The organism is Mycobacterium sp. GA-1841, assembly GCF_001954135.1.
Taxonomy (GTDB): Bacteria; Actinomycetota; Actinomycetes; order Mycobacteriales; family Mycobacteriaceae; genus Mycobacterium.
Window position 1 is genome coordinate 43,583 of the sequence record NZ_MBEQ01000004.1, and the last position, 22,197, is coordinate 65,779.

General features: G+C 67.0%; 22 protein-coding genes and 1 pseudogene. 12 read left to right on the top strand and 11 right to left on the bottom strand.

The features are described 5' to 3' along the window. From A5740_RS00855 to A5740_RS00865, 3 genes are all read right to left on the bottom strand, one after another. Positions 1 to 327, bottom strand: coding sequence for a hypothetical protein (locus tag A5740_RS00855; protein ID WP_076190705.1), 327 nt, complete (start codon positions 325 to 327; stop codon positions 1 to 3). Between the two features lie 136 nt (positions 328 to 463). Beyond that, positions 464 to 757, bottom strand: a complete 294-nt coding sequence (locus tag A5740_RS00860; RefSeq protein ID WP_076190706.1) for a hypothetical protein — start codon at positions 755 to 757, stop codon at positions 464 to 466. A 122-nt stretch (positions 758 to 879) separates the two neighbouring features. Further along, on the bottom strand, positions 880 to 1,482 hold the full coding sequence (locus A5740_RS00865; RefSeq protein WP_076190708.1) for a TetR/AcrR family transcriptional regulator: 603 nt from the start codon (positions 1,480 to 1,482) through the stop codon (positions 880 to 882). Positions 1,483 to 1,580: 98 nt separating this feature from the next. Here A5740_RS00865 and A5740_RS00870 point away from each other — a divergent pair, with 98 nt between their 5' ends. Next, the gene (locus A5740_RS00870) at positions 1,581 to 2,744 is read left to right on the top strand and encodes an acyl-CoA dehydrogenase family protein (RefSeq protein WP_076190709.1); all 1,164 of its coding nucleotides are present in this window, start codon (positions 1,581 to 1,583) and stop codon (positions 2,742 to 2,744) included. Between the two features lie 47 nt (positions 2,745 to 2,791). Beyond that, positions 2,792 to 3,169 (top strand): DUF5709 domain-containing protein, encoded by a 378-nt coding sequence (locus A5740_RS00875; RefSeq protein ID WP_076190711.1) that lies wholly within the window; start codon positions 2,792 to 2,794, stop codon positions 3,167 to 3,169. Here the strand turns inward: A5740_RS00875 and A5740_RS00880 are convergent. Together A5740_RS00880 and A5740_RS00885 are read right to left on the bottom strand one after the other, a co-directional pair. Further along, complete coding sequence (locus tag A5740_RS00880) at positions 3,156 to 4,370, bottom strand: MFS transporter (RefSeq protein ID WP_076190713.1); 1,215 nt, start codon at positions 4,368 to 4,370, stop codon at positions 3,156 to 3,158. The genes A5740_RS00875 and A5740_RS00880 overlap by 14 nt on opposite strands. 102 nt (positions 4,371 to 4,472) lie before the next feature. After that, a complete protein-coding gene (locus A5740_RS00885) occupies positions 4,473 to 5,339 on the bottom strand; it encodes an LLM class flavin-dependent oxidoreductase (RefSeq protein WP_076190750.1) in 867 nt (288 codons plus the stop codon). 61 nt (positions 5,340 to 5,400) lie between these two features. On the opposite strand from A5740_RS00885, the gene A5740_RS00890 reads away from it, so the two are divergent. Beyond that, complete coding sequence (locus A5740_RS00890; RefSeq protein WP_076190715.1) at positions 5,401 to 6,600, top strand: MFS transporter; 1,200 nt, start codon at positions 5,401 to 5,403, stop codon at positions 6,598 to 6,600. On the opposite strand, the gene A5740_RS00895 is transcribed toward A5740_RS00890, so the two are convergent. Then, positions 6,584 to 7,849: a diiron oxygenase gene (locus tag A5740_RS00895; RefSeq protein WP_076190716.1), complete on the bottom strand. Its 1,266-nt coding sequence runs from the start codon at positions 7,847 to 7,849 to the stop codon at positions 6,584 to 6,586. The genes A5740_RS00890 and A5740_RS00895 overlap by 17 nt on opposite strands. Positions 7,850 to 7,971: 122 nt before the next feature. Between A5740_RS00895 and cobF the strand changes: the two genes are divergently transcribed. Then, positions 7,972 to 8,733, top strand: coding sequence for a precorrin-6A synthase (deacetylating) (gene cobF / locus A5740_RS00900; protein WP_076190718.1), 762 nt, complete (start codon positions 7,972 to 7,974; stop codon positions 8,731 to 8,733). A 6-nt stretch (positions 8,734 to 8,739) separates the two neighbouring features. Then, the gene (locus A5740_RS00905; RefSeq protein WP_076190719.1) at positions 8,740 to 9,120 is read left to right on the top strand and encodes a phage holin family protein; all 381 of its coding nucleotides are present in this window, start codon (positions 8,740 to 8,742) and stop codon (positions 9,118 to 9,120) included. Here A5740_RS00905 and A5740_RS00910 read toward each other — a convergent pair. Beyond that, positions 9,091 to 10,839 carry an FUSC family protein gene (locus tag A5740_RS00910; RefSeq protein ID WP_083653892.1) on the bottom strand — a complete coding sequence of 583 codons (1,749 nt, stop codon included), beginning with the start codon at positions 10,837 to 10,839 and terminating at the stop codon, positions 9,091 to 9,093. The genes A5740_RS00905 and A5740_RS00910 overlap by 30 nt on opposite strands. Positions 10,840 to 10,879: 40 nt before the next feature. Between A5740_RS00910 and A5740_RS28970 the strand changes: the two are divergent. The 3 genes and pseudogenes from A5740_RS28970 to A5740_RS00920 all read left to right on the top strand — a co-directional run. Next, positions 10,880 to 11,128, top strand: a pseudogene (locus A5740_RS28970) (DNA-formamidopyrimidine glycosylase family protein); the annotation flags it as partial. Between the two features lie 138 nt (positions 11,129 to 11,266). Then, entirely contained in the window at positions 11,267 to 11,734 is a 468-nt protein-coding gene (locus tag A5740_RS28975; RefSeq protein WP_254849040.1) for a zinc finger domain-containing protein, read from the top strand. A gap of 60 nt (positions 11,735 to 11,794) precedes the next feature. Continuing rightward, a complete protein-coding gene (locus A5740_RS00920) occupies positions 11,795 to 12,544 on the top strand; it encodes an SDR family oxidoreductase (RefSeq protein ID WP_076190724.1) in 750 nt (249 codons plus the stop codon). Between the two features lie 15 nt (positions 12,545 to 12,559). Here the strand turns inward: A5740_RS00920 and A5740_RS28660 are convergent, their stop codons facing one another. Next, positions 12,560 to 13,087, bottom strand: a complete 528-nt coding sequence (locus A5740_RS28660; RefSeq protein ID WP_371454697.1) for a hypothetical protein — start codon at positions 13,085 to 13,087, stop codon at positions 12,560 to 12,562. Between the two features lie 146 nt (positions 13,088 to 13,233). On the opposite strand from A5740_RS28660, the gene A5740_RS00930 reads away from it, so the two are divergent. Continuing rightward, on the top strand, positions 13,234 to 13,563 hold the full coding sequence (locus A5740_RS00930) for a hypothetical protein (RefSeq protein WP_067771125.1): 330 nt from the start codon (positions 13,234 to 13,236) through the stop codon (positions 13,561 to 13,563). Between the two features lie 42 nt (positions 13,564 to 13,605). Here the strand turns inward: A5740_RS00930 and pgi are convergent, their stop codons facing one another. Next, positions 13,606 to 15,264, bottom strand: a complete 1,659-nt coding sequence (gene pgi / locus A5740_RS00935; protein WP_076190727.1) for a glucose-6-phosphate isomerase — start codon at positions 15,262 to 15,264, stop codon at positions 13,606 to 13,608. A 50-nt stretch (positions 15,265 to 15,314) separates the two neighbouring features. On the opposite strand from pgi, the gene A5740_RS00940 reads away from it, so the two are divergent. Together A5740_RS00940 and A5740_RS00945 are read left to right on the top strand one after the other, a co-directional pair. Next, positions 15,315 to 16,763 (top strand): NAD-dependent succinate-semialdehyde dehydrogenase, encoded by a 1,449-nt coding sequence (locus A5740_RS00940; protein ID WP_076190729.1) that lies wholly within the window; start codon positions 15,315 to 15,317, stop codon positions 16,761 to 16,763. A gap of 85 nt (positions 16,764 to 16,848) precedes the next feature. Beyond that, positions 16,849 to 18,864 (top strand): acyltransferase family protein, encoded by a 2,016-nt coding sequence (locus tag A5740_RS00945; RefSeq protein WP_175616126.1) that lies wholly within the window; start codon positions 16,849 to 16,851, stop codon positions 18,862 to 18,864. Between the two features lie 2 nt (positions 18,865 to 18,866). Here the strand turns inward: A5740_RS00945 and A5740_RS00950 are convergent, their stop codons facing one another. Beyond that, entirely contained in the window at positions 18,867 to 19,145 is a 279-nt protein-coding gene (locus A5740_RS00950) for a chorismate mutase (protein ID WP_076190731.1), read from the bottom strand. A gap of 35 nt (positions 19,146 to 19,180) precedes the next feature. Here A5740_RS00950 and pcrA point away from each other — a divergent pair, with 35 nt between their 5' ends. Then, positions 19,181 to 21,499, top strand: a complete 2,319-nt coding sequence (gene pcrA, locus A5740_RS00955; RefSeq protein WP_076190733.1) for a DNA helicase PcrA — start codon at positions 19,181 to 19,183, stop codon at positions 21,497 to 21,499. Positions 21,500 to 21,566: 67 nt separating this feature from the next. On the opposite strand, the gene A5740_RS00960 is transcribed toward pcrA, so the two are convergent. Further along, entirely contained in the window at positions 21,567 to 21,974 is a 408-nt protein-coding gene (locus tag A5740_RS00960) for a ferredoxin family protein (RefSeq protein WP_076190735.1), read from the bottom strand. Positions 21,975 to 22,197: the final 223 nt, after the last annotated feature.

Genomic DNA, 22,197 nt, shown 5'->3' on the forward strand with positions numbered 1-22,197 from the left:
TCAGCCGGAAGGTTGACTGGCCGCCGCAATGCGACGTTGCGCCTCTGCCGGCGAGATCCGGAGCCGCCGGGCGAGCACCGCGGCCGGGTCGAACCGAGGCGGCGAGACGTTGTCGGTGGCGACCATCCGTCCGAGCAGCCGCTGCTGGGCGGTGGCCAACCGTTTCTCACCGGCGTTGAGCCGGCTCAGGACCTCCTGTAGCTCCGACCGTGTCAGTGCGTGCACCGACAGCGCGTCGATTTCTTTGCATGCTGCGTTCAGGTGATCGAGCGCGTCACCGACGATCGTCCGCTCGATGTCCCTCTCGGAAACCAATATCGAACTCATGTTCGGTACCGTACGCCGATGCACCGACAAGCCCGCAGAAAGCGATACGGCCCCGGTAAAAAGAATCGGCCGCACGAATTGTGCGGCCGATCGTGAGGGCACCTCCAAACAAATGTGTGCCCGTTTTCATTCCCACTCAGCAGGCGACGTCGACGTATGCCGTCTTTGAAATGACGGTGGTGCTGATGGAGCTGCCACCCCGGGAGTCGTTGGTGGCGATGGTCTGCCCCTGGCGCACGCCGAGTACGGTGCAGTTGGCCAGTGGGGCGGCGCCCGTACGGTTGACGATGACGTGATATCCGCTGGTCTGCAGGCTCTTAACGGTCTGTTCGGCCGATTGTCCGGTCGGAGCGGCAGCCGCGACGCCCCCGAGGAAAACTCCAGCGGTCAACGTGCCCGCGGCCAATGTGGCGATGGTATATGACTTCATTTTCCCAACCCTCCGTCGTAGGCCGCACCGCAAGTCCCGCAACTTCCGGTTACTGCCTATGACGTTTAATTGGGAATTCCGTTCGAAAATTCCACAATTCTCAGCTGAAATTGCGGAATTTCTCAGGATGTGGGTCGGCCCGTCTCGACCACGGTGATCTGCAGCCTCGGCTTGGGCCGGTCCGCGTCGTCCATCCGGTCCCACACGGCATCGACCAACGGGGCCAGCAACAGCTCACCCATCTGGCGTACCAGGACGGCTACGACTTGCGTGGATCGGCGACGTTTGGTCGACGCCCGGCCGGCGTTTCGCAACCTGCCGACTTCTCGCTCGGTCAGGTTGACGAGGGCATCGACGAGATGCAGGTTTTCCCCGGATGGATCCAGGACGGCACGACGAACGTAATCGACGACCGCTTGATTCGCCTGCAGCATGCGGCGCACGGCCTGGTCGCGGGCGTCGGCGAGATCGGTCGGGTGATCGGCTTCGGGTACCTCGGCCAGGGCGGTCGCGAAGTAGTCCACCACCAACTGGTCGACGGCGTCACGCAGGCCGGCCTTCGTCTTGTAATGGTGCTGCACCAGCCCGAGGGTGACTCCTGCCTCGGCAGCTACGGCGCGCAAGGAGATTCGATCGGCCCCGTGCTTCGAGTACAGATCCAGCGCGATGTTGCGGACGCGCGCTTTTGCGGTCAGGTCCTCCGCCCTGACCCGTGGATCGGTCATGTCGAGTTCTCCCGGAATGGCCTGGTGTGACCAACATGGTCTACAAGTGACTTGTTGACGATACAGTTGTATCGCAATCGAACGAGCGAGGTGAGAGCGTGTCCGAACTTTTCCCGGATTACCGGGCGTCCTGGGAGACCGATCAACACCGGGAACTGCGCCGCCACGCGGCGGAGTTCTTCCGCAAGGAAGCGACACCACACCAGGAACGCTGGGCTCGTAACCATCAGGTCGACCGCGAATTCTGGAACAAACTCGGCGACGCCGGACTCCTCGGGCTCGATCTTCCCGAGGAGTACGGCGGTGCCGGTGGAGACTTCGGCTTGTCCGCGGTGGTCGCCGAGGAATTGGCGCTGGCCCACGACTCAGCGTCCGGTTGGGTGGTGCACGCACCGATCGTCGCGCACTACATCAACACCTACGGTGACGCGGAACAGAAGCAGCGCTGGATGCCGAAGATCATCAGCGGCGAGGCGGTGCTGGCCATCGCGATGACCGAACCCGGCACCGGATCCGACCTGCAGGCAGTGCGCACCACTGCCGTCCGCGACGGTGACGACTACGTCGTCAACGGATCGAAGACGTTCATCTCCAACGGAACTCACTGCGACCTGTTGGTGATCGTCGCCAAGACCGACCCCGAACAGGGCTCGGCCGGCATCTCGCTCATCGTCGCCGAGACCGACGATGGACTGCATGGCTTCCAGCGTGGGCGGGTGTTGGAAAAGGTGGGTCAGCACGGCCAGGACACCCGCGAGCTGTTCTTCTCCGACATGCGGGTACCGGTGAAAAACCTGCTCGGAGAGCGGGAAGGGCTCGGCTTCTATCAACTCATGGAGCAGTTGGCCCGGGAGCGGCTGGCCATCGCCTCGGTGTGTTCGGGCATGGCTGAGGCGGCGGTTTTGGAGGCCATCCGGTACACGAAGGAAAGGGAGGCGTTCGGCAAACCGCTGATCGGCTTCCAGCACAACCGCTTCGCCCTGGCAGAACTCAAGGCCGAGGTGTTGTCGATCAAGACGACGGTCGATTACTGCGTGCAGTCCTACATCGACGGCCGCAACGATCCGGCCACGGCATCGATGGCCAAGTTGATCGCAGCGGACAAGGGCGTCTCCGTTGTGGACCGCTGTGTGCAGTTCTTCGGTGGTTACGGCTACATGATGGAGTACCCGATCGGTCGCGCCTATGCGGCCGCACGGGTGAACAAGATCTACGGCGGCACCAGCGAAATCATGAAGGAGATCATCGGCCGGTCTCTGTGAGCGTCGCACCGGTGTCGACAACTGCAGGAGTGTGCCATCGTTGAAAGATGAGTACTGACGGGTACAGCGTCGAGGACGAAGACCAGTTGACTCAGGAGGACACCCTGATCGACCGGGGTGTGGACGATTTGCTCGACGAGGGTTACTCGCCGCCCGAGCGCTGGCTCCAGCCACGCGAGCACGAGTCGCTCGATGAGCTGCTGGCCGAGGAGGAACCTGACCCGGCCATGCAACTCGACGACTCCGACGCCCCCGACGAGCAGGCCGGAGACGACGAGGTAGGTGACCGGCGTTCGGGGCGGCTGGTCGCCCCGGATGCGGGCTTCGGTGTGGACGATGACGCCGAACTGTTCGGCACCGATGTCGGTATCGACGGCGGCGCGGCCTCCGCCGAAGAGGCCGCGGTACACATCATCGAGGAGTAGGGCTCCGGCGCTGCAGTGCCACCGACACGGTGAACACCAGCAATCCGCCTACCGCCAGCAGGGCACCGGCAGCCGCCGGTGCGGTGTAGCCGAGTCCCGCCGCGATCACCAGACCGCCCACCCAGGCGCCGGTGGCGTTGCCGATGTTGAGTGCGGAGTGGTTGAGCGCCGCGGCCAACGTCTGGGCGTCGTGGGCGACGTCCATGAGCCGGGTTTGCAGCGCCGGCCCGACGGCCGAGCCGGCCATGCCGACACCGAACAACAGGGGCAGCGCGGTCCACGGGCTGTGCGATCCCAGCGAGAACGCGGTCAGCAGAACGGCCAGGGCGCCCAGCGACAGGTACAGCGCCCGGACCACCGAGGCATCGGCCAACCGACCACCGATCAGGTTGCCGCACACCATGCCGAGGCCGAACACCATGAGCGCCACCGGGACCAGCGACCGCGGCAGACCGGTCACATCCGTCATCGTGGTGCTGATGTAGGTGTACACCGCGAACATCCCGCCGAAGCCGATCATGCCGACGAGCACGGCCAGCCAGACCTGCGGACGGCGCAGCGCGCCGAGTTCGGTCAGTGGGCTGGTGACGTGCATCGACCGCAGATGGTCGGGCAGCCAGCGCCACAACGCGGTCAAGGTGACCAGCCCGATGACCACCACCAGGCCGAACGCGCTTCGCCAACCCGATGATTGCCCCAGCCAGGACGCCACCGGCACACCCAAGACGGTGGCGACGGTCAGACCGCACAACACGTAGGCCACGGCCTTGGCACGGTTCTGCGGACCCATCAGGTGCGCGGCGGCCAACGCGGCGATGCCGAAGAACGCGCCGTGCGGCAGGCCGGCGACGAACCGTGCGATGACCAACGTCGGGTAGCTCGGCGCCAGCATGCTGGCCAGGTTGCCGAGGGTGAACACCGCCATCAGAGCGAGCAGCAGTGCCTTGCGGGGCCAGCGCGCGGTGAGCGCGGCAATCACCGGCGCACCGACGACGACGCCCAGGGCGTAGGCAGAGATGACGTGGCCCGCGGTCGGCTCACTGATCCCGAAACCCGTGGCGATGTCGGGCAGCAGGCCCATCGCGACGAATTCGGTGGTGCCGATCCCGAACCCGCCGAGGGCCAGGGCGAACACCGCGAGCATGCGCACCATGGGGTCGGGGGCCACAACAGCGCGGGGGCGTTCGAGAGAGGACGTCATGTGAAGCAGGCTTTCCGAGGTTCGCGGACTGGAGCTCTCGGACAGCGTTGGCGAGAACGGCGGGTGCAACGCTAACGGCGCACCGAGTGTTCCCTCAAATCCTCACACCTTGGCGATGAGGTTCTCGGCGAACTTCTCCAGGTGCCGGATCTTGCGGTCCAGCGGCTCGGTGTCGTCGCCTTTGATGTAGGGCAGCCGGAAGCCCACGATCACGTCGGTGACGCCCTTGTCCTCCAACCGCTTGATGCCGTCGAGGGTGAAGGCATCCCCGGAGATGACGTGGATCTCGAAGTCCCCGGTCTGCCCTTCTTCCTCCCGGATCTGGTTCAGCTGGGTCAACAACTGGTCGAGTTCCTCAGGGCTGCCGCCGCCGTGCATCCAGCCGTCGTTGCGGGCGGCGCGGCGCAATGCCGCCTCGGCATGTCCGCCGACCAGGATCGACACCGGCTTCGACGGTGCCGGGGTCATCTTGGTCTTGGGGATGTCGTAGAACTCGCCGTGGTACTCGAAATAATCGCCGGTGGTCAGTCCGCGGATGATGTCGATGCACTCGTCCATCCGCTTGCCGCGGCGCGCGAACGGCACGCCCAGCAGTTCGTAGTCCTCGGGCCACGGGCTGGTGCCCACACCGAGCCCGAGCCGGTTGTCGAACAACGCGTTGAGCGAGCCGACCTGCTTGGCCACCAGGGCGGGCGGGCGGATCGGCAGCTTGAGAACGAAGAAGTTGAATTTGAGCGTGGTGGTGGACGCGCACAGTGCCGAGGCCATCACGAAGGCCTCCACAAAAGCCTTGCCGTCCAGGAACTCCCGGTTGCCGTCGGGGGTGTACGGGTACTTCGAGTCGGACTCGAAGGGATAGGCGATGCTGTCGGCAATCGTCATGGCGTGATAGCCGGCGGCCTCGGCCGCCTGGGCCAACGGGATGTAGTAGGTGGGATCGGTCATGGCTTCGGCGTAGGTGAACCGCATGCCGTACACACTAGAACGTGTTCTAGTTCCGTGGGGCCGATCGGGCAGGCATGATTGCCGGGTGCCTGCGTGGCTGACCCGCAACGTCCGGGTGCTCTCGGCGGTGTCCTTCCTGCAGGACACCGCGAGCGAACTGCTCTACCCGCTGCTGCCGATCTATCTGACGGTCGTGCTCGGTGCCCCACCGGCGGTGGTGGGCGCGGTCGAGGGCGCGGCCGAAGGTGCCGCGGCCATGACCAAGTTGGCCGCCGGCCCGCTCGGGGACCGATTCGCCAAGCGGCCCCTGATCGCCACCGGCTACGGCATGGCGGCTCTGGGCAAGGTCATGGTGGCGGCGGCGGGCGCATGGTCCGGCGTGCTGGCCGGCCGTGTGGTCGACCGCCTCGGCAAGGGGATTCGCGGCGCGCCGAGAGACGCACTGCTGGTCACCGACATCGACGAGGCGGCCCGCGGCCGGGTGTTCGGATTCCACCGGGCGATGGACACTTTCGGCGCGGTGGTCGGTCCACTGCTGGGGTTGGCCGGTTATGAACTCCTCGACCATCAGATCGCGCCGCTGCTGTGGGTCGCCGTGGCGCCCGCGGTGCTCAGCGTCGGATTGGTGTTCCTGGTCTCAGAAAAGGGCAAAGAAAAGCGGGGGGCGAAGCGTCGCGCCCCCTCGGTGCGGCAGCGTGAGCCGATCTTCGCCAGGTTGCGTGACCTGCCCGGCCGGTACTGGCGGGTGACGGCGGTGCTGGTGGCTTTCGGCCTGCTGAATTTCCCCGACGCGCTGTTGTTGTTGCGGCTCAACGAGATCGGCTTCTCGGTCGTCGAGGTCATCCTGGCTTACGTCACCTACAACGCGGTGTACGCGATCTCCAGCTTCCCGGCCGGGCTGCTGGCCGACCGGATCGGGCGGCTTCCGGTGTTCGGGATCGGCCTGGTGTTCTTCGCGATCGGCTATGCCGGGTTGGGATTGACCACCGATCCACTGCTGGCCTGGCTGCTGATCGGGGCCTACGGCCTGTTCACCGGCTGCACCGACGGCGTCGGCAAGGCCTGGATCTCGGCACTGGTGGGATCAGACCTTCAGGGCAGTGCGCAAGGAGTGTTCCAGGGGCTCAGCGGTTTTGCCGTGCTGGGTGCCGGGGTGTGGGCCGGGCTGGCCTGGACTGCGATTCCAGGTCAGCCCGGCCAGCTGCCGCTGTTGATCTCCGGGATCGGCGGTGCGGTGTTCGCGGCCGGGTTGCTGGGCCGCTCGCTGCTCAGCCGGCGGCGGTGACGTCCGACCGGTCAGCGCCGTCCAGTTCGAACGGCGGTTCGCCCACACCGACGATCGAATGCGTGCCCTGCGAGGTGCGCTCGGTGATGCGGGCGTCGACGGTCCGGGTTCCGATGCTGATCCGGACGGCGCCTGGGCTCAACGTGTCGGGAGCATCGAGGATGGTTCCGCGCCAATGGAACCGGCCGTCGATCGGAACCAGGTGGCCGGCCAGCCGCACATGTACCCGGCGATCGCCGTCACCTGCATCCAGTATCGCGAAGCCGTCGTACACCTCGTCGGTCGTCACGTCACCCGCATCTGTGGACGCGGGGAGGCGATCGGGTGCGGCGGTGGACAGGAACCCGGCCCGCCGCCACATGCGTCGACCGATACGGCCCATCAGACCGACTTCTTCGAGGAAGGCCGCCAGCGGCGCGAACCCGGAGATCTGTACCTCGCGGCGGTGGGCGCTGGCCCGGGCCATGCGCCGCGCTGCGCGGGCGTCGAGGCCGACGCGGGCGTACTGCACCTTGTTGGTGAACAGATAGCGGAAGAACGGCCCGCCGGCACCGTTGAGGTTGGCCACCCACACCCGCGTGTACCAGGGCATCGACGGCATGCGCTTACGCAGGCCGTCGCGGGCGAACTGGATGTGGCGGGCCTCCTCGGTGACGTGAATACGCATGAGCCGCTGCACCATCGGTTGCAGATCGGGGTCGTCCATCATCTGGCGCTGCAGCGAGTCGAAGATCTCCTCGCCGACGAGCGCGGCCACCCACAGCACCGAGCCGCGGAAGGCGAACGGCAGCGAGTTGATGATGATGCGCTGATAGAGCCGCGGCCGTACGGGCTTGGCGCCGATCTTGTCGATGGCCTTGCCGAACATCACCATGTGCCGGGTCTCGTCGCCGAGTTCGGTGAGCTCGTAGTGCGTGGAATGCGAGGTCGGATCCTGGTGCATCATCTTGCGCAGCAGCGACTGGTTGAGGATGTTCTCGAACCAGATGCCGGCCGACAGCGTGTTGGCCAGTTCCTGGCGGGACAGCTCGATCTGCTCCTCGCGGGACATGGTGTCCCACAATGGTGTTCCGTACAGCGACACGATGCGCGGTGGTAGGAAGAACTTGTCCGGGTCCAGCGGCGCGTCCCAGTCGATGTCGACGACCGGTGCGTACGACTTGCGCACCGACCCCTTGAGCAGGCGCTCGGAAAACGCGTCCCGCGTCGCGGCGTTGGCCGAACCGGTGGATCTGACCGAAGCTGTCACCGTTGACGTCCCTTCATCGTGTACCCCCTGGCTCGACGGTAGGTAGCGGCAACGCACGATGTCAATACCTCGGGTACCGGATACTTCGGGTACCCGGTTTCATTTCGGTTAACCTTCCAGGCGTGCGTCGTATCCACGTCATCGGAATCGGGGCCGGTGATCCGGACTTCGTCACGGTCCAGGCCATTTCCGCGCTCAACGACACCCAGGTGTTCTTCGCGATGGACAAGGGGCCGCGCAGAGGCACGGCCGACGAGTTGGTGGCGGTGCGCAAGCTGATCTGCGACCGGTTCATCACCGATCCCGACGGCTACCGGTTCGTCGAACTGGTCGACCCACCGCGCGCCGCGGCCGGTGACGTCCCGGGCTACCGCCAGGCGGTGGCCGACTGGCACGCCGAGCGCGCCCGGATCTGGGCGGCGGCCATCGAGACCGAACTCGGGCCCGACGGGACCGGGGCTTTCTTAGCCTGGGGTGATCCGTCGCTGTACGACAGCACACTGCGGATCCTGGACACAGTGGCCGAGTACGTGGAGTTCACCTACGACGTCATCCCCGGCATCACCGCCATCCAGGTCCTGACCGCCCGGCACCGCATCCCGCTCAACGACGTCGGCGAACCCGTGCTGATCACGACCGGACGGCAGTTGCGTGAGCAGGGATTGACGGGAAGTGCCGTGGTGATGCTCGACGCCGACTGCTCATTTCAACAGTGCCCGCCGCAGACCAGGATCTGGTGGGGCGCTTATCTCGGCACGGCCGACGAGTTGCTCTATGCGGGCACCGTCGGCGAGATCGGCGACGAGATCGTTGCCGCGCGCGCGGAAGCCAGAACACGCCATGGCTGGATCATGGACACGTACCTACTGCGCTCGGCAGACTGAGCGCCCATGAGCTCATTTCTGCTGCGCGCCGCGGTCGGATTCGCGCTCTGGGTGGTCACTCTCGTCGTGCCGGGGATGAGCTTCGTCGGCGGTGACTCGACAATTGCCAGAGTCGGCATCATCTTCGTCGTCGCCGTGATCTTCGGTCTGGTCAACGCGTTCATCAAGCCGATCGTGCAGATCCTGTCGATCCCGCTCTACATCCTCACGCTTGGGCTGTTCCACATCGTCATCAACGCCCTGATGCTCATGCTCACCTCGTGGATCACCGACAACACCACCGGCTGGGGTCTGCACATCGACCAGTTCTGGTGGACCGCGATCTGGGCGGCGATCGTGTTGTCGGTGGTGAGCTGGCTACTGTCGTTCGTCAAGGCCGTTGCGTAGCACCGAAACCTGTTCTCGCAGCGCCGCGGCGGTGTCGGCGGCCGCGCGGGCTCCGGCCTCGGTGCGGCCGTCATGTTCGGCGGCCCAACACGCGGCCAGCGTGCGGTACGCGAGCTGTTCGGCAGCCACGACCGTCGGCCACAACCGTTCCGCCCCAACACGTTGCGCGGCCGAACCGCCGACACTCCCGTCGTAGGCGGGCAGTAACTCCATCGCCCGCAACTGCAGGTCCCGGCGCGCAGTGCGGGCGACCGGGGAGCTGACGTCGGTGTCCCTCAGGTGCGACAGGGCCGTGGTGACCGCGTCGAGCGTGCCGGTGATCGCCTTGGGCAGAGCCGTCGGATGGCGCAGGCGTTGGGTGGCCCAGTACACGGCCAACGCCACCGCACATCCGATCAGGGTGTCGCTGCCGCGGGTGAGCAGAAGCTCGCCGAGATTCGCGACGGGCACCCCGCCGGAGGCGATCGTGAGCGCGGCGGGCGTGATGAACACGACGGCCAAGGTGTAGTTGCGCACCACGTACATCTCGATGACGAACTGCAGTGCACCGATCACCAGCGCGAGCCACAGGCCCTGCGGATGCACGGCCAGGATCGCCCCGGCCACCGCGAGGCCCAGCCAGGTGCCCAGGGTCCGTTCGACGCTGCGGGTCAGCGTCCGTTGCCAGTCGAAACCCTGGTGCAGCATCAGAACGGCGGCCGCCATCGCCCAGTACGCATGCGTCATCGTCAAGGCTTGCGAGACCAGCACCGCGATGACGCCGGAGATTAGTACCGCGACGCCGACCCGCGCAGCCAGCTGCAGCGACACCGAACCCGGCGTCAGTGCCCGGCGCAGCAGACGCAGCACGCTCGGCCGGCCCAGCGGAACTCCTTCGGCGCCATGCTCATCGGTGATCGCGTCGGCCGGGACGGTGGCCAGGTGCCGGGCCAGGGCCGCGCCGTCAGGCGGAGCCGGCGCTCCCGCGTCGACAGCCCGCATCGCCTCGGCGAACAACACGTGCAGGCGCCGGTTGACGACCCGCAGCCGGTACAGCGCCCGGTCGGGCTTGGGTTGCACCGGCTGGTGGTTGACCAGGGTGACCCATGCGGTGTGCAGCAACAGCGCCGCCCGATGTCTTGTGTCGGCCGTCGGGTTGTCGATGTAGTCCGCGACGGCGGCGGCCGACGCGGCCACGGCGGCTTTCTCCGGTCCGCGAGGACGGATCAGCGCACCCGACATGTGCACCAACCAGGCGAACGCGCCGCCGGCCAACACGAGCGTGGCGTGCTGGGCCGGGCTCAGGTGCAGTGTCGCGGGCGTGCCGGTACCGGCGGCGCAGGCCAGCACCAACATGTAGGCCCCGGGCGGCCCGACCGACAGGGCGTGGCACACCAGGGTGGCCACCGCGGCGATCAGCGTGACGGTCAGTACGCCCAGCCACGGCGCCGACGACGCCCAATCGCCCAGTGCCACGGCGGCGGCAAAGCACACTGCGACCACGGCGAGGTACGCGCCGCGGTTCAGATACGGCCGGCCGCTGCCATACAAGGAGGTGAATCCGCCGATGGTGGCGACCAGGCCGGCGGTGGTGTCTCCGGCCAGCCAGCCGACCAGAACCGGTACCGCCATGCAGATCCCGGCGCGCAGTGCGAACGGCCAGCGCCGCGGCACGCTGTTGATCACGAAGATGCCGCGCAGGGGATGAGTGGTCGCTCTTGGTGCCGGCCGGTCGGACATGTCTACAGCATGCGCGGCGTTTCGCTGACACACTGGACCCATGCCCGAACTCCCCGAAGTCGAGGCGCTGGCCGATCATCTGCGTCGGCATGCCACCGGCCGCCAGGTCACCCGGATCGACGTGGCCGCGTTGTCGGTGCTCAAGACCTTCGATCCACCGCCCACGGCGTTGCACGGCCAAACCGTGACGGGGGCGAACCGGTGGGGTAAGTACCTCGGACTCGAAGCAGGTCCCTGGCACCTGATCACCCACCTGTCGCGGGCGGGGTGGCTGCGGTGGTCGGACAAGTTGGCGACGACGCCGCTCAAGCCGGGCAAGGGGCCGATCGCGCTGCGGGTGCATCTCGCCGACTCGGTGGGCTTCGACCTGACCGAGGCCGGAACCCAGAAGCGGCTGGCGGTATGGGTGGTCGGTGATCCGCTCGACGTGCCGCAGATCGCCTCGTTGGGGCCGGATGCGCTGTCCCTGGATGCGGCCGGGCTGGCGGATGTGTTGGCCGGGAATTCAGGACGGATCAAGACCGTCATCACGGATCAGAAGGTGATCGCCGGGATCGGTAACGCCTACAGCGACGAGATCCTGCACGTGGCCAAGCTGTCGCCGTTCGCCACCGCGGGCAAGCTCACCGGTGCGCAATTGGCTGCCCTGCACGACGCGATGATCACCGTCCTGACCGATGCGGTGTCCCGTTCGGTCGGTCAGCAGGCGGCAACGCTCAAGGGGGAGAAGCGGTCTGGGTTACGCGTGCATGCCCGCACCGGGCTGCCCTGCCCGGTGTGCGGAGATACGGTGCGGGAGGTGTCTTTCGCCGACAAGTCGTTCCAGTACTGCCCGACGTGCCAGACCGGCGGCAAGGTGCTGGCGGACCGGCGGATGTCCCGGCTGCTCAAGTAGCACGCTGCGCAAGAGCACTCTGCGTTCTTGACAGTTGTCTAACTCGGTTATCCTGCAGCGATGACCCGTCAGAAGATCCTCATCACCGGTGCCAGCTCTGGGCTGGGCGCGGGCATGGCCCGCCAGTTCGCGGCCAAGGGCCGTGACCTGGCGCTGTGTGCTCGCCGCACCGAACGGCTCGACGAGCTCAAGGCCGAGCTGGCCGATCGGCATCCGTACATCAAGATCGCGGTCGCGGCGTTGGACGTCAACGACCATGAGGCGGTGCCCCGGGTGTTCGGCGAGCTGTCCGAGGAACTGGGCGGCATCGACCGCGTGATCGTCAACGCGGGGATCGGCAAAGGCTGGCCGTTGGGCGAGGGCAAGCCGTGGGCCAACAAGGCCACCATCGAGACTAACCTGATCGCCGGCCTGGTGCAGATCGAAACCGCGCTGGAGATGTTCAAGAAGTCCGGCAGCGGTCACCTGGTGTTGATCTCGTCGGTGCTGGGCAACACCGGTGTGCCCGGTGGCAAGGCTGCCTACTGCGCGAGCAAGGCCGGCATGACCTCGCTGGGCGAGTCGCTGCGCGCCGAGTACGACAAGGGCCCGATCCGGGTCACCGTTGTCGAGCCTGGCTACATCGAGTCGGAGATGACGGCCAAGTCGGCCACCACGATGCTCATGGTCGACAACGAGACCGGGGTACGCGCCATGGTCGAGGCCATCGACAAGGAGAAGGGCCGGGCCGTGGTGCCGCGCTGGCCGTGGGCACCGCTCACCCAGGTGATGCGCTTGCTGCCACCGAAGTACACCAAGCGCTTCGCCTGAGCTTGTCGGCTCCGATCAGGGAGCCGGGACCTGCACGCAGCCGACGCCGGGCAGGCAGCCGCCGCCGCCACCGGGGCCACCGCTGCCGGTGGGTCCGCCGGGGATCATGCCGCCGCCGCCACCGGGGCCACCGCTACCGGTGGGTCCGCCGGGGATCGAGCCGCCGCCACCACCGGGGCCACCGCTACCGGTGGGTCCGCCGGGGATCGAGCCGCCGCCACCCTCGGGCCCACCGCCGCCGGTGGGTCCGCCGGGAATGGAGCCGCCGCCACCCTCGGGGCCACCGCCGCCGGTGGCTCCACCGGGAGCGGTGCCTTCGCCGCCGGGGGCCGGCGCCGGTGAAGTCTCCATGGTGGTGGTCACGGTTGTGGTCGTCGAGGTGAGTGACGATGTCGTCGGGGCGGTGTCATCACTAGAACCACACCCGACAAGTAGCGGCGCCGCAGTGAGGGCCACGCCAAAGCCGACGGTCATCGACCACTTACGGATCGATGGCCAGGTACCACTCTTGCCGGTCGTCAAGGTCAGCGGATTTGTTGACATCGTTGAAACTCCAGTTCGGTCGGGCCGCAATTGGTGGTGACGCCCCAGGGTTCCCGCTGAAGATCGGATTCAATCATCCGAATGATCAGGGCCACTTCGGCCGAGACGAGGTTTCGGTCCGAAGCGGACGTGGGTAGCCCAAGGGCATGTCCACAAAGTTGATTTCCACGATGTTGTTTACCGGTGCCGCCGCGGGTGCGGTGGCCTTCGCCCCGGTGGCTTTCGCCGAGCCCGGGCCGCCGCCGCCCGCCCCGCCGGCGCCCGGTTGCTACAACCCGGACGGCACCCCGTGTACTCCGTCGGCCGGCCCGCAGGGCGCGGGCGCTGAGGTTCCCGGTGGCCCCGGGGCTCAGGCCGGGTCTGACGGACACGTCTCCGCGGGCGTTCCGGGTGGGCCCTGGGCCGAGGCCGGGCCCGGTGGCGGCGTCGCCTGCGTGCCGGGCGGACCGTGCCGGACCATCGACCTTCCCGGCTGAGCCGGGATAACGGACAGGCGCTAGAGAGCCCGCGCCCTTCTACTAGATCGAGCGCCCGCGCTCGGCGCGATAGCGGCGCACCAGCGCATCGGTCGACGAGTCGGATTGCCGCTCGGGTGACTCCGGGTCGGTGATCACCGGCAACAGCGCCTTGGCCTGGGTCTTGCCCAGTTCGACGCCCCATTGATCGAAGGAGTCGATCCCCCAGATCACTCCCTCGGTGAATACCTGGTGTTCGTAGAGGGCAACCAGCTGGCCTACCACCGACGGCGTCAATCTTGTCCCCAGGATTGACGTCGTCGGTCGGTTTCCAGGCATCACCTTGTGTGGGACCGCCGACGTGGATGTGCCTGCGGGCAGTTCGGAGGCGATGGCTTCGGCCGTCTTACCGAACGCCAGTACCTGGGTCTGGGCGAAGAAGTTGCTCATCAGCAGGTCGTGCATGCTGCCGGTGCCGTCGGCGGTGGGCAGATCGTCGGTGGGCTGGGAAAAGCCGATGAAGTCGGCAGGCACCAACCGGGTGCCCTGATGCAGCAGTTGGTAGAACGCGTGCTGGCCGTTGGTGCCCGGCTCGCCCCAGAAGATCTCACCGGTGTCGGTGGTTACGGCGCTGCCGTCGGCGCGTACCGACTTGCCGTTGGACTCCATCGTCAACTGCTGCAGGTAGGCGGCAAATCGAGACAGGTCGTTGGAGTACGGCAGTACCGCGCGCGATTGCGCGCCAAAGAAATTCGAGTACCACAGCCCGATCAGGCCGAGCAGCGCCGGGGCATTTGCGGCAAGCGGCGCGGTACGGAAATGCTGGTCGACCAGATGGAAGCCGGCCAGGAACTCGGCGAACCGCTCGCGGCCGATCGCCGCCATCACCGACAGCCCGATCGCCGAATCCACCGAGTACCGGCCACCCACCCAGTCCCAGAACCCGAACATGTTGTCGGTGTCGATGCCGAACTCAGCCACCAACTTCGCGTTGGTGGACACCGCCACGAAATGCTTGGACACCGCGTCCGCACCGAGCGCATCGACGAGCCACCGACGGGCGGCGGTGGCGTTGGTCAGGGTCTCCAGGGTGGAGAACGTCTTGGACGCCACGATGAAAAGTGTTGTGGCCGGCTCCAGATCGGACAGTGTCGCGACCAGATCCGCCGGGTCGACGTTCGACACGAAACGCGCGCTGATGCCGGCGTCGGCGTAGTGGCGCAGCGCGTCGTACACCATCACCGGCCCCAGGTCCGACCCGCCGATCCCGATGTTGACGACGGTCGTGATGCGTTCACCGGTCGCGCCCGTCCAGTCACCGCTGCGCAGCCGGTCGGTGAAGTCGCCCATCCGGTCGAGCACCTCGTGCACGTCGGCCACCACGTCCTGGCCGTCCACGGTCAGTGACGCGTCGGCAGGCAACCGCAGGGCGGTGTGCAGCACCGCGCGGTCCTCGGAGGTGTTGATGTGCTCACCGGCGAACATGGCATCGCGGCGCTCTTCCAGGCCCGCCGCGCGAGCCAGATCGGTGAGCAACTCCAGCGTTCGGCGCGTGACACGGTGCTTGCTGTAGTCGATGTAGAGGTCGCCGACGGTCAACGCCAACTCGCTTCCGCGGGCTGGATCCTCGGCGAACAGGTCCGTGAGGTGGATGTCGCGGATCTCGTCGTAGTGCTTTGACAAGGCCTGCCATGCCGGGGTTGCGGTGATGTCAGCACTCATTCTTTTGACCATAGTGCGGCGCTCGATCCAGAGGTGTACATGATTGATGTATGGCCTTTGAAGACTTGATTTCATCCGTGCCCACGGGACTGTGGATCGGTGGTGAGGAACGTCAGGCCGCATCGACGTTCAACGTGCTGGACCCGAGCGACGATCAGGTGCTCGCCACCGTCGCCGACGCCACTGCCGACGACGCGACCGCCGCGCTGGACGCAGCCTGCGCCGTGCAGGCCGACTGGGCTGCCACCGCGCCCCGCACCCGCGGCGAGATCCTGCGGGCGGTGTTCGAGAAGATCACCGAGCGGGCCGACGACATCGCCGCGTTGATGACGCTGGAGATGGGCAAGGTACTCGCCGAGAGCAAGGGTGAAGTCACCTACGGCGCCGAGTTCTTCCGCTGGTTCTCCGAGGAGGCGGTGCGCATCGCCGGACGTTTCACGCCCGCGCCGGCCGGCACCGGCCGCATTCTGGTCACCAAGCAGGCCGTCGGCCCCTGCTACGCCATCACACCGTGGAACTTTCCGTTGGCCATGGGCACCCGCAAGATGGGTCCGGCGTTCGCGGCGGGCTGCACCATGATCGTCAAACCCGCCCAGGAAACACCGCTGACCATGTTGTTGCTGGCCAAGCTGATGGACGAGGCCGGCCTGCCCAAGGGTGTGCTCTCGGTGCTGCCGACCACCGACCCGAGGGCGGTCACCACCGCGCTCATCGACGACGGCCGGCTGCGCAAGCTGACCTTCACCGGCTCGACCGGCGTGGGTAAGGCCCTGGTGAAGCAGTCCGCCGACACCCTGCTGCGCACGTCGATGGAGTTGGGTGGCAACGCCCCGTTCATCGTGTTCGACGATGCCGATGTCGACGCCGCGGTCGACGGCGCAATCCTGGCCAAGATGCGCAACGGAGGGGAGGCCTGCACCGCAGCCAACCGCTTCCACGTGGCCAACTCGGTGCGTGAGGAGTTCACCGAGAAACTCGTCAAGCGGATGAGCGAGTTCGCTCTCGGCAAGGGCATCGACCCGTCGTCCACGTTGGGTCCACTGATCAATTCCAAGCAGGTCTCCACTGTCACCGAACTGGTCTCCGACGCGGTGTCGAAAGGTGCCACCGTCGCCGTCGGCGGTGTCGCCCCCGGCGGGCCGGGCAATTTCTATCCCGCCACGGTGCTGACCGACGTACCGGCCGACGCCCGGATCCTGAAAGAAGAGGTGTTCGGGCCGGTCGCGCCGATCACCGGGTTCGACACCGAGGAAGAAGGTGTGGCCGCGGCCAACGACACCGAATACGGCTTGGCGGCTTACGTTTACACCCAATCGCTGGACCGGGCGCTGCGGGTGGCCGAGGGCATCGAGTCCGGCATGGTCGGCATCAACCGCGGCGTCATCTCCGATGCGGCCGCGCCGTTCGGCGGCATCAAGGAATCCGGCTTCGGCCGTGAGGGCGGCTCGGAGGGAATCGAGGAATACCTCGAGACCAAGTACATCGCGCTGACGAAGTAACCCGCACACAATCTCCCGTCGCGCCTTCCCGATTCGACGCCCGAGTCCCCCTAAACTCTGGGGCTCAAGGCCAAGACGGGAGGGCATGACGTTGACTGCGGCGCCAGTCCGTGCTGCCGGTCGGCGTCGGCGTGCCTCGATCCGCCGGGACATCCCCGCCCTCGACGGCATCCGCGCGATCGCGGTGGCATTGGTGTTGGCCGGCCACGGGGGAGTGCCGGGCGTGGCCGGTGGGTTCATCGGCGTCGACGTCTTCTTTGTGCTCAGCGGATTCTTGATCACCTCGCTGCTGCTCGACGAGTACCGCCGCACCGAACGCATCGACCTCAAGGGCTTTTGGATCCGGCGGGCCAAGCGGCTGCTGCCGGCGATGGTGTTGATGACGTTGGCCGTGGTGATCGCGCGCGACCTGTTCCCGTCCGATGCGGTGAGCTCACTTCGCGACGATGCGGTCGCGGCGTTCTTCTGGATGGCGAACTGGGTGTTCGTCGCGGGAAACACCGACTACTTCAGTCAGGGCGACACCCCCTCGCCGTTGCAGCACACCTGGTCGCTCGCGGTCGAGGAGCAGTACTACGTGATCTGGCCGCTGCTGGTGCTGGCCGCGGCCCTGGTACTGCGCCGTCGTCGGCCAAATGCCGTACGTGGAGCCGTGTTCGGGCTCGCGGTGCTCGGCGTCGTCGCCTCGGCGGTCGAGGCGATCCTGCTGTCCGGTGACGACGGCCTGCTCAACCGGGTCTATTTCGGCACCGACACCCGGGCCCAGGCGCTGCTGGTGGGTGCGGCGGCCGCGGCGCTCCTGGTGCGCGACTGGTCCGCCCTGACCGTGTCGGGCACGTTGATCCGGGCGCGTTGGCGACGCTGGGTGGCCTGGATCTTGCCGGTGCTGGGCGTGCTCGTCCTCGGCGCGGCCGCGCACCTGGCGACCGGCAGCGCCGCCGAGTTCCGCCATGGCCTGCTGATCGTGGTGGCGCTGGGCGCGGTGCTCGTCGTCGCCCCGGTCGCGCTCGATCAGGACGGCTACGTGGCCCGCGCATTGGCCTGGTATCCACTGGTCACCCTCGGCGTCATCTCCTACGGCGTCTACCTGTGGCACTGGCCGATCTTCCTGATCCTCAACGGGGAACGCACCGGTCTGACCGGTTGGTCCCTGCTGGCATTGCGGTGCGCGGTGACGATCGCGGTGTCGTGGGTGTCGTGGTGGGCGATCGAGCAGCCGATCCGGCACTGGCGCCCGGAACACGTCCCGATGCTGCGTCTGGCCGGGGCCACGGTGGCCACCGCTGCAGTGGTGACCATGACCGTCGTCCCGGTGAGCGTCCCGACCCGCCCGGCCGGCCCGGACGTCCTGGCCGCCGCCGCCTCCGAACAGGACGTCGGCGCCGAACGGGCCGTTCCGGTGGGGCCGCCGCCGGCGTTGCCACCCGGCACGCGGACCGTCGCGGTGTTCGGCGACTCCGTGGCCTGGACCCTGATGCGGTATCTGCCACCCACGCCGGGGTTCCACTTCAGCGACTACACCACCATCGGCTGCGGCATCGCCCGTGGGGGGCCGTACCGGTCGGCCGGGGAGACGCTCAACCAGAAACCGGAATGCGATTCCTGGCCGGAGCGCTGGGCGCAGCGGGTCACACATGACCGTCCGGAAACCGTGTTGCTGATGATCGGCCGCTGGGAGGTGGTCGACCGAACCTGGCACGGGCGTTGGATGCACATCGGCAACGACGCCTACGACGCGTATCTCAAGAGCGAGCTGCAACGTGCGCTGGACATTCTCAGCTCAACCGGGGCCCGCGTGGTGGTGACCACGGCGCCCTACAGCCGGCGCGGCGAGCGGTCCGACGGAACGCTGTACCCGGAAGATCAGCCGGGCCGGGTACAGACCTGGAACACCATGCTGCGCAACGTGGCCGCACAACGACCGAACGTGTCGGTGCTGGATTTCAACGCCAAGCTGAACCCGAACGGTAAATACACCGCAAAGATCGACGGGGTGCGGATGCGCAGCGACGGGGTCCATCCGACGGCCGAAGCGGTGAAGTGGCTGACGCCGTGGTTGATCGACTCGCTCAAGACACCGGACAAGCCGGCGGGGCGCTAGGGCTAATGGCCGAGCCGGCCGCGCCCGAGCTGCAACAACAAGATGGCCAGGTCCTTGCCCTCGGGCCCGAGCACGCTGTACCGCTCGATGACCTGCATCTCACGGTTGTGCACCAGCCGGGTCCCACCGGAGGCCATCCGGACCTTGCCGATCTCCTTGGAGACCTCGGCGCGGCGCTGTACGGCCGCCAGGATGGTGGCGTCGAGTTCGTCGATCTCGCGGCGCAGGTCATCAATGTCGGGCACGCTTCGATGGTCCCAGGCAAGCCCGTGCCAACGCAAAACTGTCCCCGCCCAGCGGTAAGTTTGAACCCAAGATGACGCTCGCTACCGAAACTGATGCACTTCTCGACGGCCTGAACCCGCAGCAACGCCAAGCGGTACTGCACGAAGGGTCGCCGCTGTTGATCGTCGCGGGCGCCGGCTCGGGGAAGACGGCGGTGCTGACGCGCCGCATCGCCTACCTGTTGGCGGCGCGTGACGTCGGGGTGGGCCAGATCCTGGCCATCACGTTCACCAACAAGGCCGCCGCCGAAATGCGGGAACGTGTGGTCCAGCTGGTGGGGCCCAAGGCCCGCAACATGTGGGTGTCGACGTTCCACTCCACCTGCGTCCGGATCCTGCGTAACCAGGCATCACTGCTGCCTGGACTGAACTCCAACTTCTCGATCTACGACTCCGACGATTCCCGGCGCCTGCTGATGATGATCGGCAAGGACATGGGGCTGGACACCAAGCGGTACTCGCCGCGGCTGCTGGCCAACGGCATCTCGAACCTGAAGAACGAGCTGATCGGACCGGAGCAGGCCGCGGCCGAGGCGTCGGAGGCGGCCGAGGAGATGGCCGGCATCATCGCGCAGGTCTACGGCGAGTATCAGCGTCGGCTGCGCGCGGCCAACGCGCTGGACTTCGACGATCTGATCGGCGAGACGGTCGGGATCCTGCAGGCTTTCCCGCAGATCGCGCAGTATTACCGGCGCCGGTTCCGTCACGTGCTGGTCGACGAATACCAGGACACCAACCACGCGCAATACGTTTTGGTGCGCGAGTTGGTGGGGCATCACCTCGACGAGAAGGATGGGGTGGCCCCTTCGGAACTGTGTGTGGTGGGTGACGCCGATCAGTCCATCTACGCGTTCCGCGGCGCGACGATCCGCAACATCGAGGACTTCGAGCGCGACTACCCGGATGCGACCACGATCCTGCTGGAGCAGAATTACCGCTCCACCCAGACCATCCTGAACGCGGCCAACTCGGTGATCGCCCGCAACACGGGCCGCCGCGAGAAGCGGCTGTGGACCGAGGAGGGCGAGGGGGAGCTGATCGTCGGCTACGTGGCCGACAACGAGCACGACGAGGCCCGCTTCGTGGCCGAGGAGATCGACGCGCTGGCCGACAGTGCGGGCCTCAAGTATTCGGACGTCGCGGTGTTCTACCGCACCAACAACTCCTCGCGCGCGCTGGAGGAAGTGTTCATCCGCGCCGGCATCCCGTACAAGGTCGTCGGCGGCGTCCGCTTCTACGAGCGCCGCGAGATCCGCGACATCGTCGCCTACCTACGGGTGCTCGACAATCCGGGGGATTCGGTGAGCATGCGTCGCATCCTCAACACCCCCCGTCGAGGCATCGGCGACCGGGCCGAGGCGTGCGTCGCGGTCTACGCCGAGAACACCGGCGCCAACTTCAACGATGCGCTGCAAGCCGCCGCCGAAGGGCGGGTGCCGATGCTGAACTCCCGCTCGGAGAAGGCCATCGCGAGCTTCGTCCAGATGCTCGACCAGCTGCGGGCCAAGCTCGACGACGAGCTCGGGGACCTGGTCGAGACCGTGCTGGAGCGCACCGGCTACCGGCGTGAGCTCGAAGCCTCCAGCGACCCGCAGGATCTGGCCCGGCTGGACAACCTCAACGAGTTGGTCAGCGTCGCACACGAATTCAGCACCGACCTGGCCAACGCCCGGGCCCTGGCCGAAGCGGGCGAAGACGAACCGGTCGACGAGGACATCCCCGACACCGGGGTACTGGCCCAGTTCCTGGAGCGGGTCTCGTTGGTGGCCGATGCCGACGACATCCCTGAGGACGGCGCGGGTGTGGTGACGATGATGACGCTGCACACCGCCAAGGGGCTGGAGTTTCCGGCGGTGTTCGTCACCGGCTGGGAGGACGGCATGTTCCCGCACATGCGGGCACTCGGTGACCCCAACGAACTGTCCGAAGAACGACGGCTCGCCTACGTCGGTATCACCCGGGCCCGCAAGCGGCTGTATCTCTCGCGGGCCAAGGTGCGCTCGTCGTGGGGGCAGCCCATGCTAAACCCGGAATCGCGGTTTTTGCGCGAGATTCCGGAGGAGCTGATCAACTGGCGGCGCATCGAGGCACCGTCGTCGTCGCTGAGTGCGCCCGTCGGAAATGCCGGCCGCTATGGTGCCCCACGTCCGTCGCCGTCGCGTCCCGCGCCGGCGCGCAACCGGCCGGTCATCACGCTGGAACCCGGGGATCGCGTCAGCCACGACAAGTACGGGCTGGGCCGGGTCGAGGAAGTCTCGGGTGTCGGCGAATCCGCGATGTCACTGATCGACTTCGGCAGCGCCGGCCGGGTCAAGCTCATGCACAACCATGCGCCGATCCAGAAGCTCTGAGACCGGCACTCGTTGATTCTGCGCTGACGGCGTTGGTCTCCCGCACTTTTGCGCCCCCTACGCAGAATCAATGGCCTTGATGATTCCAGGGGGTGCCCGCCAGCTCCGCCGGGGCTCCCAGTCGAGGTTCGGCCAGAGGCGGAACCGCGGTCAGCACCGGATTCTGATCCAGCCGGGATCCGGGCGTGCGGCCCCGCCCCCAGCCGACCATCTCACGGTAGCCGCCGAACAGGTCCGCATCGCTGACCGCCGATTCGGATGCGTGCGGGCTGTCGGCACCGACGGGAGACGACACCGGGGAGACGTAGAGCGCATCGGTGGGACAGTAGGCCTCACACATGAAGCAGGTTTGGCAGTCGGATTGGCGCGCGATCACCGGTACGCCGTCGGTGCCCCGGTCGAAGACGTCGGTGGGGCACACCTTGATGCAGACGTCGCACTTGATGCAGGCTGTCGGGCTGACGATCTCGATCACGCCACGGCCTCCGACGAAATCAGCAGGGGCGCAACCGGATCGGGTGCGGTCCAGACCGTGTCGAGGCCGCCGACCAGGAATCGATGTTCGTAGCGATGGTCGGTGTCGGGCCGGTCTTCGCGGCGGTGCAGACCACGCGTCTCGGGCCGGGAGATCTACAAGCAGCGCGAGGCGCAGGCCATGGTCGCCGTGGCGCGCTGGATCACCGCGGCTTCCCTGGCCC

Bases quoted from the DNA above. Each gene is read 5' to 3' on its own strand.
- A5740_RS00855 (WP_076190705.1), bottom strand. From the start codon at position 327: ATGAGTTCGATATTGGTTTCCGAGAGGGACATCGAGCGGACGATCGTC.
- A5740_RS00860 (WP_076190706.1), bottom strand. From the start codon at position 757: ATGAAGTCATATACCATCGCCACATTGGCCGCGGGCACGTTGACCGCT.
- A5740_RS00865 (WP_076190708.1), bottom strand. From the start codon at position 1,482: ATGACCGATCCACGGGTCAGGGCGGAGGACCTGACCGCAAAAGCGCGC.
- A5740_RS00875 (WP_076190711.1), top strand. From the start codon at position 2,792: ATGAGTACTGACGGGTACAGCGTCGAGGACGAAGACCAGTTGACTCAG.
- A5740_RS00880 (WP_076190713.1), bottom strand. From the start codon at position 4,370: ATGACGTCCTCTCTCGAACGCCCCCGCGCTGTTGTGGCCCCCGACCCC.
- A5740_RS00885 (WP_076190750.1), bottom strand. From the start codon at position 5,339: ATGCGGTTCACCTACGCCGAAGCCATGACCGATCCCACCTACTACATC.
- A5740_RS00905 (WP_076190719.1), top strand. From the start codon at position 8,740: ATGAGCTCATTTCTGCTGCGCGCCGCGGTCGGATTCGCGCTCTGGGTG.
- A5740_RS00910 (WP_083653892.1), bottom strand. From the start codon at position 10,839: ATGTCCGACCGGCCGGCACCAAGAGCGACCACTCATCCCCTGCGCGGC.
- A5740_RS00920 (WP_076190724.1), top strand. From the start codon at position 11,795: ATGACCCGTCAGAAGATCCTCATCACCGGTGCCAGCTCTGGGCTGGGC.
- A5740_RS28660 (WP_371454697.1), bottom strand. From the start codon at position 13,087: ATGTCAACAAATCCGCTGACCTTGACGACCGGCAAGAGTGGTACCTGG.
- A5740_RS00930 (WP_067771125.1), top strand. From the start codon at position 13,234: ATGTCCACAAAGTTGATTTCCACGATGTTGTTTACCGGTGCCGCCGCG.
- pgi (WP_076190727.1), bottom strand. From the start codon at position 15,264: ATGAGTGCTGACATCACCGCAACCCCGGCATGGCAGGCCTTGTCAAAG.
- A5740_RS00940 (WP_076190729.1), top strand. From the start codon at position 15,315: ATGGCCTTTGAAGACTTGATTTCATCCGTGCCCACGGGACTGTGGATC.
- A5740_RS00945 (WP_175616126.1), top strand. From the start codon at position 16,849: ATGACGTTGACTGCGGCGCCAGTCCGTGCTGCCGGTCGGCGTCGGCGT.
- pcrA (WP_076190733.1), top strand. From the start codon at position 19,181: ATGACGCTCGCTACCGAAACTGATGCACTTCTCGACGGCCTGAACCCG.